The sequence below is a fragment of the Phenylobacterium sp. GW823-FHT02A09 genome, assembly GCF_058797775.1.
The window spans coordinates 1-14,244 of record NZ_JBXAJZ010000005.1; the positions used below are offsets into that span (position 1 = coordinate 1).

The following is a 14,244-nucleotide window of genomic DNA, read 5'->3' on the forward strand; positions in this document are numbered from 1 at the left end:
GTCTTCCGAAGTTCGTCCCGGCGGCGTCCCCGTCCAGGGAGGCGGCTATCTAGAGGGCCGCCCCGTCCTCGTCAACCGGACTTTTCAGTCTTTTTCGCGGAAGCTTCGGAAGCCCGAAATTCAGCGCAAAAATCACCGCGGGGGATCCGGTAGGTATTCCCCAGAGCGCCGCGGCGATCGATCGAAGGAGCGGAACTTAGTCACGAGCCGTTCACATGGCAAGCGCTTTTCACAACCTGCGGCAAGATTGACCGCAGATGACGGCTGCGCTTGCCTTGGCGCGGCTAGGCCAGCGGCCGGCGCCCGACGATCCGCAGGCCATAGCCCCCCGAACCCGGCAGCACGGTGGCCGAGTTGGACAGCAGCTCCATGTCGCGAACGCCGAGATCCAGCAGAATCTGCGCGCCGACGCCGTAGTCGCGCAGCACGTTGGCGCCGAGATCGGCGCCCGGCTCTGCGCCATAGCGCTCCGACAGCCAGGCCGGGTTCGAATCGCGGATGAACACCGCCACCCCTGCGCCGTCATAGTCGGCGATCGCCTGCAAGGCGCGCGGGACGTAGTCGCGGCGCGATTCGTTGTGGCCGAGCATGTCCGCGGCCAGGTCGACGCGGTGCATGCGCACCAGGGTCGGCTTGTCGGCGTCGATCTTGCCCTTGGTCAGGACCACGTGCTCGGTCTTGTCGAGAATGTTCCGGTAGATGACCATCCGGAAGCGGCCGCCAAATGCGCTGTCGAACGGCGTCTCCAGCACCCGCTCCACCTGGCGCTCGGTCCGCCGGCGATAGGCGATCAGGTCGGCGATGGTGCCGATCTTCAGGCCATGCAGCTGAGCGAAGGAGATCAGGTCGGGCAGGCGCGCCATCGACCCGTCGTCCTTCATGATCTCGCAGATCACCCCGGCCGGGTTAAGGCCGGCCATGCGGCTGATGTCGACCGCCGCCTCGGTGTGGCCGGCGCGGACCAGCACGCCGCCGTCCTTGGCGACCAGCGGGAACACGTGTCCAGGCGAGACGATGTCGTCCGCCACCTTGGTCGGATCCACCGCCACGGCGATGGTGTGGGCGCGGTCATGGGCCGAGATCCCCGTCGTCACCCCCTCGCGCGCCTCGATCGAGACGGTGAAGGCGGTGCCGTGGCCCGACTGGTTGTCGATCGCCATCGGCGGCAGCCGCAGCGCCCGCGCCCGCTCGGCGCTGATCGACAGGCAGATCAGGCCGCGCGCGTGCTTGGCCATGAAGTTGATCTGGTCCGGCGTGGCGAACTGCGCCGGGATGATGACGTCGCCCTCGTTCTCGCGGTCCTCGGCGTCGACCAGGATGTAGGGCCGCCCGTTGCGGGCGTCCTCGATGATGTCCTCGATGGGGGAGATCGCCGACTCGTGAGGCGCATCGTCTGGGTGGGCGGTGGTCATAGTCGGGCTTTCATCTTGGCGAAGTCCAGGACCTGCTCGCCGACCGTGGCCAGCTGCCAGGCGTCCTTCGCCTCGATACAGCCGCCCTCGGCGTCGAACAGACCCGTCGTCGCGTTCAGGGCCGCGCCGAACGGTGTCGGCCAGCCCCGCAGCGCATGTACGATCGAGCGCAGGGTGGTCAAGGTGGTTCCGGCCGCCTGCCAGCCATCGGCGGTGATGACGCAGCCCACCGCCCGGTCGGTCAGATAGGGCCGATCATCGCCGCGCAGCATCTCAAGGGTGTCGAGCGCGTTCTTGATCACCCCCGAGATCGAGCCGTGATAGCCCGGCGAGGCGACGATCACCCCGTCGGCCTCGCGCACGGCCTGCGCCAGCTCAAGCTGTTCGGGCGTCGCCTCGGCGCTCGCCGGATTGTAGATCGGCAGGCGGGCGAGGAACTCGCCGCCCAGCAAGCGGGTCTCCCCGCCCCCGGCCTCGACCGCCCGCAAGGCGACGCTCAACGCCCGCTCGGTGCTCGAACCGATCCGGGTGGTGCCGCCGATGCCGACGATCAGCGGCTTGCGCGAACTCATGAGGTCCCCTCGAACAGCTTCTTCAGTTCGGTCTTCACGATCTTGCCGTTGGCGTTGCGCGGCAGCGTCTCGGGCCAGAACCGCACCTCCACGGGGACCTTGAAGGCCGCCAGACGCTCGCGGACGAAGGCGCGCAGCTCGTCCTCGCCGGCGGTCCCGCCGGGCTTGAGGTGCACCACCGCCACCGGCTCCTCGCCGAGGGTCTTGTGCGGCCGGCCGACCAGCGCGGCGTCCATGACGTCGGGGTGGTCGTAGAGCACGTTCTCCACCTCCACGCAGTAGATGTTTTCGCCGCCGCGGATCAGCATGTCCTTGGCCCGGTCGATGATGAAGAGGAAGCCTTCCTCGTCGATCCGCGCCAGGTCGCCGGTGCGCAGCCAGCCGTCGACGAAGGTCTCGGCGGTGGCCTCCGGCTTGTTCCAGTAGCCCTTCACGACCTGCGGGCCCTTGACCCACAGCTCGCCGACTGCGTCGGGGGCCAGCACCGTCTTGCCATCGGCCGGATCGCGGATCTGCATCTCGCCGACCGGCGCGGCGGGGCCGGCGCTGGCCGGGCGATTCTCGTAGTCCTTGCCCAGGTGAGAGGTGAAGGTCGCCGTGGTCTCGGTCATGCCCCAGCCGTTGCCGGGCTGCGAGGCCGGGAACACCTCGACGATCTTGCGCACCAGCTCGGGCGCGGACGGCGCGCCGCCGTAGGCCACCGACTGCAGCGAGGACAGGTCGTACTTACCGCGGGCCGGATGCTCGATCAGCTGCCAGGCGATGGTCGGCACCCCGCCGGTCGAGTTGACCTTCTCGCGCTCGATCAGCGCCATCGCCGGCTCGGTGTCCCAGCGGCGCATCAGCACGATCTTGCCGCCGGAGTTCATCGCCGGCGACAGGTTCGCCGACAGGCCGGTGGCGTGGAACATCGGCACGACCAGCAGATTGACCCGCTGCGGCAGCTTGTGCGGATCGCTCTCCGGCAGCGGCTGGCCCGCGCGCAGGAAGTTGCGCGTCGCCGAGATGCCGCTGGCCATGATGTTCGCGGTCATGTTGCGGTGGGTGCCGAGCGCGCCCTTCGGCTTGCCGGTCGTTCCCGACGTATAGAGAATGGTGGCGTCGTCCTCCGGCTCGAGCGCGACGTCCGGCAGCGGCTGGTCGGGCAGCCGGCCCCAGTCGTTGACCTGGCCGATGACGTCTTCCAGACGGCGCACCTTGTCGTCGCTCGGGGCGTTCGCGAGCCTCGGGACATACACCTTCTGCAGATCCGGCAGGTTCGGGAACGACGCGGTGATGCGCTCCAGCCGCTCGTCGTCGACGATGGCGACCTTGGTCCCGGAGTCGGCCAGTCCGTATTCGAGCTCGGGCCCCGTCCACCAGGCGTTCAGCGGCGTGACGATCGCCCCGACCAGGATTCCGGCCCAGAACGCCACCGGCCATTCGGGGATGTTGCGCATGATAACCGCGACGCGGTCGCCCTTCTTCACGCCGTCGGCCTGCAGCTGGTGGGCCAGCGCGATGGTCGCCCGTGCGAAGCTCTCGAAGGTGGCGCGGTCGTTCTCGTAGACCAGGAACTCGCGGTCCTTGAAGGTGCGGCCGTTGAGGAAGATGTCGCGCAGGGTCGGCGGCGCATTCTTCCAGGTGCGGGTCACGATCCCGCGGATCGGCTTTTCCTCGATCTCGAAGCGCTGGCCCGGGGCGGTCAACTGCGCGTGGGCCTCAGCCAGGCTCATCACCGGCCAGGCGGGCGCCGCAGCGTGAATGGAGGAATTGAGGACGTCTGACATGGAAATTCCAAATTGTACGGCGGCGTCGAAATCGGATCGCGAAAGTCCTCAGATAATCGCCATCCGCTACGGGAGGCAAAGCGATTCAAAGGCCTGCCTTCCACGCGCCTGGAGCCCAACCAATCCAACATCTGATTGAATGATCGATCGCGCTTCCCCTTATGGTTGATTTTTCTTGAGGCTCCGCCGAGCTTAGCGACAGCCTCGGCTTCCGGAGCCGACGGCTTCGCGCTCAAATCCAATTGGGGGGACACTTGAGGACACTGATCACCGGCCTATTGGCCGCGCTCGCCGTAGCCGCCGCAGGCGGAGCTTCCGCCGCGACCGTCACGCGGACCTTCACCTTTTCAGCGCCGATGGATTGGGGGCCGATCGATACGTTCGTAGGCTCGGCGACCATCACATTCGACCCGACCGTTGCGACCATGACGACCACGACCGGAGCGACGTTGCACTATGCGAGCGCATCGACCGACTCGCCGTTTTCCTATGCGTACTGGGACTGGCTGGACACGCTTCACTTCGGTGGAAGCAGCGGCGGCGCCGGAGGGCTCTACATGGGAACCGACGACTTCTTCGTGCACATCAAGAACCCGGCCGGCGACCAGCCGATCCTGGCCTGGCTCTCCTACAGCACGGTGGCCGGCCCGTACGGGAACACCTACACCGGCTCGGTCTCGTTCAAAGACGTCACTGCGGTCCCCGAACCGGGCGTCTGGGCGCTGATGCTGATCGGCTTCTTCGGGCTCGGCTCCGCCATCCGACGCGCTCGCCCGGTACCGGTACCTGCATGATGCGATGAGAGGCGACCTGCCGGTCGCCTCTCTTGTCACAGCTAGGCTTCCTGTGCGCGCTGGGCGCGATAGGCTTCCTTCAGCTCGCCCAGTTCCTTGGCGTACTTCTCCTCGGCCGCCTCCTTGAGGCGCGGGATGTGGTAGTTCGGGAACAGGTCGTTGTCGGGCCGGTAGTCCTTCAGCACCTGCTTGGCCAGGGTCACCTTGTGGACCTCGGTCGGGCCGTCGGCGATGCCCATGACCAGCGATGAGGTGACCATGTGCATGAACGGCATCTCGTTGGAGACGCCGAGCGCGCCGTGCAGGTGGGCGGCCTTGGTGGCCACGTCGTTATAGACCTTGGGCATCGCGACCTTGATGGCGGCGATGTCCTTGCGGACCATGTTGTAGTCCTTGTGCTTGTCGATCAGCCAGGCGGTGCGCAGCACCAGCAGGCGGAACTGCTCGACCGCGATCCAGCTGTCGGCGATCTGCTCCTGGACCATCTGCAGGTCGGCGAGCTTGCCGTCGCGGGTGGTCCGCGAGACCGCCCGGCGGCACATCAGGTCCAGCGCGTGCTTGCAGGCCCCGACGGTGCGCATGGCGTGGTGGACCCGGCCGCCGCCCAGGCGGACCTGGGCGATCACGAAGGCCGCGCCCCGCTCGCCCAGCAGCGCGTCGTACGGCACGCGGACGTTATTGTAGCGGACGTATCCCTCGCTGCCGTTGCCGATCTCGCCGCTGCCGACGCCGACATTGCGGATGATCTCGACGCCGGGGGTGTCGGTGGGCACCAGGAAGATCGAGGTCCGGCGATAGGGGTCCTTGGCGTCCGGATCGGTCACCGCATAGAGCACCAGCACCTTCGAATAGCGGGCGTTGGTCGAGAACCACTTCTCGCCGTTGATCACCCACTCGTCGCCGTCGAGCACGGCGCGGGTCTTGAAGGTCAGCGGGTCGGAACCGCCGGTCGGCTCGCTCATCGAGAAGGCCGAACGGATGTCGCCGTTGAGCAGCGGCCAGAGGTACTGCTCCTTTTGCTTGTCGGTGCCGTAGTGGGCGATGATCTCGGCGTTGCCGGTGTCGGGCGCCTGGCAGCCGAAGATGGTCGGCGCCAGGCTGTTGCGGCCCAGCTTCTCGTTCATCAGGCCGAGCTTGAGCTGGCCATAGCCCTGGCCGCCCAGTTCCGGACCGAGGTGGCAGGCCCAGAGGCCCTGGTCCTTCACCTTCTGCTGCAGCGGCTTGATGAACTTCTCGCGGCCGAGCGTGCCGCGCACGGCCAGGCCCAGCTGCGAGAGCGGCTCGACCTCCTCGCGCATGAAGTCCTCGATCCAGTCCAGCTTCTTCTGGAATTCGGGGTCGGTTTCGAAATCCCACGCCATCTGGCGTCTCCCATCTCTGCTTACAATTTGCGATTTTTCAAAAAAACGGTATGGCCGATCGCGCAGCCGCTCAGAATTGTTTCGCGCAGACAGCCGCTTAGCCGCCGACGCTTGCTGACATTATCAAACGCTTGTTTGCGTGACGCAACGTCGCCGATGCGGCTTAGGTGCGTTTTCTAGACTCGGCCCTACTCGGCCGGGGCCTTGGCGGGGATCTTCGACGCATCGGCAGCGTGACGCGCGGCGTCGAGCGCCTCGGTCTCCTCGGCGACGACCGGCGGGCTCATGCCGGTGTCGGGCGCCGATCCCACGGGGATGCCCTCCATGAGCTTGGCCTTCCGCCAGCCGCCCCAGCGATAATAGCCGGCCGCCAGCACCAGCGACATGATCGAGCCGAGCGGGAAACTCCACCACACGGCGTCCTGTCCCAGGACCGGCTCGAGAAAGTGTGCGAACGGGATGCGCACAAACCACATCGAGATCAGCAGCCCGAGCAGCGGCGGCCAGACCGCGCCGGTGGCGCGGATGATGCCGTTCAGTACGAAGGCCATGCCGAAGGGGATGAAGCCCCACAGCGCAAAAGCGTTGATGTGCATGGCGATCGCCAGCGACGGGCTGTCGCTGGGCAGGAAGGCCATCAGCACATAGGGCTCGACCAGATAGATCAGCGCCACCGGGATCCCGGTCATGAAGGCGGCGATGATCACGCCCTTGCGGGCGACCTGGTTGACCCGGTCCATCTTGCCCGCGCCGACGTTCTGGGCCGCCATCGACGACACCGCCGCGCCCAGCGCCATGGCCGGCATCTGAATATAGGTCCAGAGCTGGATCGCCGCCCCGTAACCGGCCGCCGTGGCCGAGCCGTAGGCGTTGACGAAGCGGATCATCAGCACCGCCGCGCCGGAGATGACCAGCATCTGCAGCGCCATCGGGAAGCCCTTGACCACCAGCGTCTTGATGATCGCCAGCTCGGGGCGGAACAGCTTCCAGTCGCCGCGCTTGAGGATCAGCACGCTGTCCGTGCGGTAGAGATAGACGATCATCGCCGCCAGGGTCAGCGTCTGGCTGACCAGGGTCGCGGTCGCCGATCCGGCGATGCCCATCCGCGGGAACGGGCCAAAGCCCGTGATCAGCATCGGATTCAGGATCACGTCCAACCCGACCGCGGCGACCGAGAACCAGAACGGGGTCTTGGAGTCCCCCGCCCCGCGCTGGGCCATCATCACGAACGAGAAGAAGTACATGAACGGCATCGCCGCGAAGATCACCCGCAGATAGGTGACCGCGTCGCGCGTCGCGTCCGGCGGCGTCTGCATGAGCCTCAGGATCGTGGGCGTCAGCAGATAACCGGCCACCCCGACCGACAGCGACAGCACCAGGAAGAAGGTCGAGGCCGATCCGACCACCCGCTTGACCGTCGCCACGTCCTTGGCGCCGACGGACTGCGAGATCAGCAGGTTCGCGGCCATGGTCATGCCGAACACCGCGCCCAGCATCAGGAAGAAGATGTTGTTGGCGTTGACGGTGGCGGTCAGCGCCGCCTCGCCCAGCACGTGGCTGACCCAGATGGCGTTGGCCGATCCGTTCAGCGATTGCAGGATGTTGGAGCCCAGCACCGGCAGGGCGAACACGATCAGGGTCTTGCCGATCGGACCGGTGGTCAGGTCCTGCATGCCGCCGGGACGACCGGCAGGCGCTGACGCGCCCTTCTTTACCGCTGAATCCACTTCGCTCCCCAGGGCGCTGAAGAATATGCGCCTTCCGGCCGCCCGACCTCGCCCTTGAAAATGAGGACGCTGATTTGCTTACGCCCCGGGCGGCAGGCGAAGCGACTGTAGGCGCGCGTCTGCGTCGCCTCAAGCAGGGCTGGAACGAAGGTGGAGAAATCGACCCGGGCGGCTCGGCGCGCCCGGGTCGCGAGACCGACTACGCCGTCGCCAACCGGCTCTTCACCCGGCCGTAGGCCAGATAGGCGACGACGCCGATCGCGTTCCAGATCAGGAAGTTGATCAGGGTCGATACCGGCAGGGTGGTGAACAGATAGAGGCACCCGATCACCGCCGCCGGGCCGACGATCCACCAGAGCGGCGTGCGGAACGGTCGCGGCAGCTCGGGCGCGCGGCGGCGCATCAGCATCATGGCGATGGCGGTGGCGATGAAGGCCAGCAGGGTGCCGGCGTTGGCCAGGGCGGCGATCTCGTCGAGCGGCAGGAAACCGGCGATGGTCGCTGCGACGACGCCGGTCAGGATGATCACCGGCGCCGGCACGCCGCGCGCGCCAACCCTGGACAGTCGACGCGGCAGCAGGCCGTCGCGCGCCATGGCGAAGAAGATCCGGCTCTGGCCGAACATGAACACCATGATCACGGTCGGCAGGGCGACCACCGCGGCCCCGGCGACCACGGCCGCCACTTGCGGATGGTCAAGGCTGCGCAGGATGTAGGCGAGAGGTTCGGGGCTCTTGGAGAACACGTCGAACGGCGAGGCGCCCAGCGCCGCGGCCGCGACGATCATGTAGATGGCGGTGCAGGCGAACATCGAGCCGATGATGCCGATGGTCAGGTCGCGCCCCGGGTTCTTGGTCTCCTCGGCCGCCGTCGAGATCGCATCGAAGCCGTAGAAGGCGAAGAAGATGATGCCGGCCGCCGCGGCCACCCCGCGCTTGACGCCGTCGGCGTCCATGGTCGCGCCGTAACCGAACGGTGCGAAGGGTTCGAAGTGCGCGGCGTCGAACGCCGGGAGCGTCAGGGCGACGAAGGCGGCCAGGGCGATGATCTTCACGATCACCAGGATGAAATTGACCGTGGCGCTCTCGCGCGTGCCGACCAGCAGCAGCGCGCTGACCACCAGGGTGATGAAGATGGCCGGGACGTTGATGATCCCGCCCGCGTGCGGCCCGGCCAGCAGCGCCTGCGGCACGGCCCAGCCGGCTTGGTGCATCAGGCCGCCGGCATAGCCCGACCAGCCCACGGCCACGGTCGAGCAGACGACGGTGTATTCGAGGATCAGGCTCCAGCCGACGATCCACGCCGCCAGCTCGCCCATCCCGACATAGGAATAGGTGTAGGCGCTGCCCGCCTGGGGCATCATCGTCGACATCTCGGCGTAGCAGAGCGCGGCGAAGGCGCAGACCGCCCCGGCCAGCGCGAAGGACAGGATCACCGCCGGCCCGGCCAGCCCGGCGGCGACGCCGGTCAGGGTATAGATGCCGGTGCCGATGATCGCGCCGACGCCGAGCGCCACCAGATGCGGCCAGCCGAGCGTCGGGATCAGGCTATGCCCGTCGTGGGCCGGCGGCGGCTCCAGAGACTTGCGACGCGTCACGAAACTCATGGACTTCCCCCGAGAGCTCTTTTTCTTGTCGCGCGAACATGAGGCGCCGCGCACGACACTTGAAGTGGGATGATTCTTCGCCGTCCGGCGAGCGTTGTTAGCCGAAAATACCTTGGCGAGGGACAGCGCAGGCGCCAGCTTTCCTGAACTCATTGTGAAGGTGGACTGATTATGCGTCTCGCGCCGCTGGCCCTCGTTCTCGCCCTGGGCGCCACGCCCGCATTCGCGGACGACGCGGCGCTCGACCGGCTGATCGCCGACTACGAGCTCTACAGCCTGTCGCAGAACCCGATCGAGGCGGGGCAGCAGGGCGACCGCGCCGCGCTTTCGCGCCTGCCCGACAATTCGCCTGCCGCGGATGCGGCCCGCGCCGCCGCCCTGAAGAACTTCGCCGCCCGCGCCGAGGCCATCGTCGCCGGCGACCTATCGGACGAGGGCCGCATCAACCGCGAGTTTCTCGGCTGGACGGTCGATCGCCAGCGCCAGAGCCTGGCCTTCGACGAAGCGCGGATGCCGTTCTCCTCGGACGGCGGCTTTCACTGGACGCTCGGCTATCTCGCCTCCTCGACGCCGATGCGCAGCCTCGCCGACGCCCGCGCCTGGATCGACCGCCTGAACGCCGCGCCGGCCTACTACGCCACCGAGATCGCCAACGCCCGGCGCGGGGCGAAGTCCGGCTTCACCCAGCCGCGCGCCACCGCCGAACAGGTGCTGGCCCGCGCCCGCGAACAGGCCGCCGTCCCGGCGGAGAGCGATCCGCTGCTGGCGCCGCTCGATCGGCTGCCGGCCGAGATCCCCGCCGCCGAGCGGGCGGCGCTGCGCGCGCAGGCCCTCGCCGCCATTCGCGACGGGCTGCGCCCCGCCCAGGCGCAGTTCGTGACCTTCCTGGAGACCGAGTATCTACCCAAGGCCCGCCGGAACCTGGCCGCCCGCAGCCTGCCGAACGGCGAGCGCTACTACGCCTGGCTGGTCGCCGACCACACGACGACCGCGCTGACGCCGGACCAGATCCACCAGAACGGCCTGGCCGAAGTCGCCCGCATCCGCCGCGAGATGGACGCGGTCATCGCCGAGACCGGGTTCAAGGGCGACTTCGCCGCGTTCCAGGCGCACCTGCGCAGCGACCCGCAGTTCTATGTCGCCAGCCGCCAGGCGCTGCTGGAGAAGGCCTCCGAAATCGCCAAGCGGATCGACGATCAGCTGCCGGCCTGGTTCGCGACCCTGCCGCGCCTGACCTATGGCGTGCGGCCGGTGCCGGCCGACATCGAGAAGACCTACACCACCGGCCGCTACTTCTCGGGCAATCCCAAGCTGGGGATCGCCGGCGGCTACATGGTCAACACCTACGACCTGCCCCAACGGCCGCTCTACGAACTGCCGGCCCTGACCCTGCACGAGGCCGTCCCCGGCCATCACCTGCAGATCGCGCTCGGCCAGGAAGCCGAGGGCGTCCCCTACTTCCGCCGCGAGGCGAACGTCACCGCCTTCACCGAGGGCTGGGGCCTCTACGCCGAGAAGCTGGGCGGCGAGATGGGCATCTATCGGGACCCCTATGAGCGCTTCGGCCGGCTGTCCTACGAGATGTGGCGCGCCTGCAGGCTGGTGGCCGACACCGGCCTGCACTGGAAGGGCTGGAGCCTGGATCAGGCCCGCGAGTGCTTCGCGAAGAACTCGGCCCTCTCGCCCCTGAACATCGAGGTCGAACTGGCGCGCTATGTCTCCTGGCCGGGCCAGGCGCTGGCCTACAAGACCGGCGAGATGCGGATCGTGGCCATCCGCGAGAAGGCCAAGGCGCAGTTGGGCGAGCGCTTCGACATTCGCCGCTTTCACGACGCCATGCTGCTGGACGGCCCGATGCCGCTCGACATGCTGGAGCGGCGGATGGACGGCTGGATCGCCGCCGAGACGGCGCGGGCCGGCTCCTAGTCCGGCCAAAGCTCCTGAACGTCGCCCTTGCGGTTCAGCACCCGCACGGCGCGCTTGACCACCATCAGCAGCCGCTCCTTGCGGGCCGGCTCGTCATAGGTCATCGCGCCGCGCGCCATGCCTTCCAGCAGGAACCGCCCGAGGTCGCGGCTGGTCTGGAAACGCGGATCGACGCCGGCCTGGGCCAGGGCCAGGAAGCGGTCGCCGACCTGGTTGCGGTCGAAGGCGCTCTGCGCGTCGGCCAGCCGCACGCGCAGCATCGCATCGGTGCGCGCAGCGGCCTCGAGTTCGGCGAAGGCGATGAACGGAATTTCGTGCAGCAGCGCCCAATAGGCGTCGATCGCGTGCTCGGCGGCGTCCACGCCCGGCGCCATCGGGCCGGATGCCGCCTGTTCAAATAGCCGCGCCCGCTCGACCTCGATGTAGGCGATGGCCGCCTCGACCAGCTCTTCACGGCTGGCGAAATGATAGAGCATCGCGCCACGGGTCAGGTTCGCCGCGTCGGCGATCATGGCGTTGGTCGCCGCGTGATAGCCGGTTTCAGCAAACAGCCTCATGGCCGCGTCGAGAATACGCGCGCGGGTGCGCCGAGACTTCGGCGTCTCCTTCGCAGGATAGGTTCGGGCGTCCATCGGACCTTATTTCGGAAGACCGGGGGAGGGTCGGCCTCAACCAAACCCTTAATTCAAAAGGCGCCGCGACAAAAGGGGCGCGACCGCTTTCATGAGAATGACATGCAAGCAGCCTAACCGATGAGCAGTTCTGGCCGGCCAAGGGGGCACGGAATGGCAGATCTGGCGATCCGCAACTACCGCGCGGTATTCATCTCCGACGTTCATCTGGGCACCAAGGGCTGTCAGGCCGAGTTGTTGCTCGACTTCATACGCCACATCGAGTGCGAGAGCCTCTACCTGGTCGGCGACATCGTCGACGGGTGGAAGCTGCGCTCGGGCTGGCACTGGCCGCAGTCCCACAACGACGTGGTGCAAAAGATCCTGCGCATGGCCCGCAAGGGCGTGAACGTCATCTATGTCCCGGGCAACCACGACGACCGCGTGCGCGAATTCGTCGGGGTCCACTTCGGCGGCGTGGTCGTGGTGCGCGACGCCATCCACGAGACCGCCGACGGCAAGCGTTTCCTGGTGCTGCATGGCGACGAGTTCGACGGCGTGGTCCAGCACGCCCGCTGGCTGGCCTTCGTCGGCGACTACGCCTACCGCGCGCTGATCGCCGCCAACACCCTGTTCAACCGCGTCCGCCGTCGTCTGGGCTTCGGCTACTGGAGCCTCTCGGCGTTCCTGAAGACCCGGGTCAAGAACGCCCTGCAGTTCGTCGAGAACTTCGAAGCGGCGGTCGCCGACGAGGCCCGCCGCCGCGGCGTCGATGGAGTCATCTGTGGACACATTCACAAAGCCGAGATGCGCGACATCGACGGGATCGCCTATATCAACGACGGCGACTGGGTGGAGAGCTGCTCGGCCCTGGTCGAGCACCATGACGGAACGCTCGAGATCCTCCACTGGGCCAAGCTTCGCTCGTGGTCGGCCATCGACCGGACCATCCGCCTGGTCGAGCCGGTCGAGCCGCTGCCCACCCCGGCGGCGGCCTGAGCCGCGGATCACCCCTGATTGACAGTCCTGCTGATTTGGTGACAGTCCCGCTGTCATGTTGCCGCCGACCCGCTACGCTTCGAGCCTGCGCGACCGCCAGAAACAGGCGACCCGCGACCAGATCATGCACGCCGTGGCGCGCAAGCTGGAATCCGGTCCGCTCGAGGACCTGAGCTTCGCCGAAATCGCGGCCGAGGCCGAGGTCGGCGAGCGCACCGTCTACCGCCACTTCCCGACCAAGGAAGCGCTGCTCGGCGCGTTCTGGGCCTGGCTGCAAGCCCAGGCGCTGACGCCCACGCGGCCGGCGACCCGGATCCGCGACGCCATCACCGCCCCGCGCGAGAACGGTCACAAGCCGATGCGCATCCTGCTGGTGACCGACGCCTGGGAGCCGCAGGTCAACGGCGTGGTCCGCACCCTCAGCCGCGTGGTCGGCGAGCTCAAGGAGCTCGGCCATTCGGTCGAAGTGATCAGCCCCGACCAGTTCAAGACCTTCCCGCTGCCGACCTATCCCGAGATCAAGGTCGCCCTGGCCGCGCACGAACCGGTGCAGGAGCGCTTCAAGGCCTTCGAGCCGGAGGCCATCCACATCGCCACCGAGGGCCCGCTGGGCCTGGCCGCGCGCCGCATCTGCGTGGAATGGAAGCTGCCGTTCACGACCAGCTACCACACCCGCTTCCCGGAATACGTCTCGGCCCGGCTGCCTTTGCCGCTGGCCGCCGGCTACGCCTACATGAAGTGGTTCCACAAGCCGTCCGGCCGCATGATGGTCACCACCCCGACCATGAAGGACGAGCTGGAGCGCCACGGCTTCGGCAACATCTCGGTCTGGTCGCGCGGCGTCGACACGGTGATGTTCCACCCCAAGCGCGAGGACGAGCCCGATATCTTCGCCGGCCTCGCCCGGCCGATCTTCCTCTCCGTCGGCCGCGTGGCGGTGGAGAAGAACATCGAGGCCTTCCTCGGACTCGATCTGCCCGGCACGAAGGTGGTGGTCGGCGACGGCCCGCAGCGTGACGAGCTGATGGAGCGCTATCCGAACGCGGTGTTCACCGGCGCCAAGTTCGGCGACGAGCTGGCCGCGCACTTCTCCTGCGCCGACGTCTTCGTCTTCCCCTCGCTGACCGACACCTTCGGCCTGGTGATCCTCGAGGCCATGGCCGCCGGCGTGCCGGTCGCCGCCTATCCGGCCCCCGGCCCGATCGACATCATTCCCGGTTCCGGCGCCGGCGTGCTGGCCCACAGCGCCACCGAAGGTTTGCGCGAGGCCTGTCTGGAAGCCCTGAAGCTCGACCGCAAGACGGTGCGCGCCTTCGCCGAAGGCTTCTCGTGGAAGGCCTGCGCCGAGGATTTCGTGAAGAACCTCCAGCCCTATCCTGAGCCGGAGAAGACCCGCTTCTGGCGCAAGCTGCGCCGCCTGGCCCGCGTGCGCCGGCGCCGGCCGGAGGCCGCATAGGGAACCGTCCA

The 14,244-nt window shown here is 67.7% G+C and carries 11 protein-coding genes and 1 pseudogene; 5 read left to right on the forward strand and 7 right to left on the reverse strand.

What is annotated here, in order from left to right:
* Positions 1-284: 284 nt before the first annotated feature.
* From ribB to AC1Q87_RS20140, 3 genes are read right to left on the reverse strand one after another with little or no spacing between them, the layout of a single operon-like run.
* Positions 285-1,412: a 3,4-dihydroxy-2-butanone-4-phosphate synthase gene (gene ribB, locus AC1Q87_RS20130; RefSeq protein WP_492610621.1), complete on the reverse strand. Its 1,128-nt coding sequence runs from the start codon at positions 1,410-1,412 to the stop codon at positions 285-287.
* Positions 1,409-1,984 (reverse strand): NADPH-dependent FMN reductase, encoded by a 576-nt coding sequence (locus AC1Q87_RS20135; protein WP_492610622.1) that lies wholly within the window; start codon positions 1,982-1,984, stop codon positions 1,409-1,411. Before AC1Q87_RS20135 ends, ribB begins: the two co-directional genes overlap by 4 nt.
* The gene (locus AC1Q87_RS20140) at positions 1,981-3,753 is read right to left on the reverse strand and encodes a class I adenylate-forming enzyme family protein (RefSeq protein WP_492610623.1); all 1,773 of its coding nucleotides are present in this window, start codon (positions 3,751-3,753) and stop codon (positions 1,981-1,983) included. The genes AC1Q87_RS20135 and AC1Q87_RS20140 overlap by 4 nt, the downstream gene beginning before the upstream one ends.
* A 254-nt stretch (positions 3,754-4,007) precedes the next feature.
* On the opposite strand from AC1Q87_RS20140, the gene AC1Q87_RS20145 reads away from it, so the two are divergent.
* The gene (locus tag AC1Q87_RS20145; RefSeq protein ID WP_492610624.1) at positions 4,008-4,547 is read left to right on the forward strand and encodes a PEP-CTERM sorting domain-containing protein; all 540 of its coding nucleotides are present in this window, start codon (positions 4,008-4,010) and stop codon (positions 4,545-4,547) included.
* A gap of 41 nt (positions 4,548-4,588) precedes the next feature.
* Here the strand turns inward: AC1Q87_RS20145 and AC1Q87_RS20150 are convergent, their stop codons facing one another.
* From AC1Q87_RS20150 to AC1Q87_RS20160, 3 genes are all read right to left on the reverse strand, one after another.
* A complete protein-coding gene (locus tag AC1Q87_RS20150) occupies positions 4,589-5,908 on the reverse strand; it encodes an acyl-CoA dehydrogenase family protein (protein ID WP_492610625.1) in 1,320 nt (439 codons plus the stop codon).
* A 188-nt stretch (positions 5,909-6,096) separates the two neighbouring features.
* On the reverse strand, positions 6,097-7,635 hold the full coding sequence (locus AC1Q87_RS20155) for an MATE family efflux transporter (protein ID WP_492610626.1): 1,539 nt from the start codon (positions 7,633-7,635) through the stop codon (positions 6,097-6,099).
* Positions 7,636-7,834: 199 nt separating this feature from the next.
* Positions 7,835-9,241: an amino acid permease gene (locus AC1Q87_RS20160; RefSeq protein ID WP_492610627.1), complete on the reverse strand. Its 1,407-nt coding sequence runs from the start codon at positions 9,239-9,241 to the stop codon at positions 7,835-7,837.
* 171 nt (positions 9,242-9,412) lie between these two features.
* Here AC1Q87_RS20160 and AC1Q87_RS20165 point away from each other — a divergent pair, with 171 nt between their 5' ends.
* On the forward strand, positions 9,413-11,167 hold the full coding sequence (locus AC1Q87_RS20165) for a DUF885 domain-containing protein (RefSeq protein ID WP_492610628.1): 1,755 nt from the start codon (positions 9,413-9,415) through the stop codon (positions 11,165-11,167).
* Here AC1Q87_RS20165 and AC1Q87_RS20170 read toward each other — a convergent pair.
* Positions 11,164-11,799: a TetR/AcrR family transcriptional regulator gene (locus tag AC1Q87_RS20170; protein ID WP_281372746.1), complete on the reverse strand. Its 636-nt coding sequence runs from the start codon at positions 11,797-11,799 to the stop codon at positions 11,164-11,166. The genes AC1Q87_RS20165 and AC1Q87_RS20170 overlap by 4 nt on opposite strands.
* A gap of 153 nt (positions 11,800-11,952) precedes the next feature.
* On the opposite strand from AC1Q87_RS20170, the gene AC1Q87_RS20175 reads away from it, so the two are divergent.
* The 3 genes and pseudogenes from AC1Q87_RS20175 (at position 11,953) to AC1Q87_RS20185 (ending at position 14,233) form a co-directional block, all read left to right on the forward strand.
* Positions 11,953-12,777 (forward strand): UDP-2,3-diacylglucosamine diphosphatase, encoded by an 825-nt coding sequence (locus AC1Q87_RS20175; RefSeq protein WP_492610629.1) that lies wholly within the window; start codon positions 11,953-11,955, stop codon positions 12,775-12,777.
* A 124-nt stretch (positions 12,778-12,901) separates the two neighbouring features.
* Positions 12,902-13,024, forward strand: a pseudogene (locus AC1Q87_RS20180) (TetR family transcriptional regulator); the annotation flags it as partial.
* Between the two features lie 111 nt (positions 13,025-13,135).
* Complete coding sequence (locus AC1Q87_RS20185) at positions 13,136-14,233, forward strand: glycosyltransferase family 4 protein (RefSeq protein WP_492610784.1); 1,098 nt, start codon at positions 13,136-13,138, stop codon at positions 14,231-14,233.
* Positions 14,234-14,244: the final 11 nt, after the last annotated feature.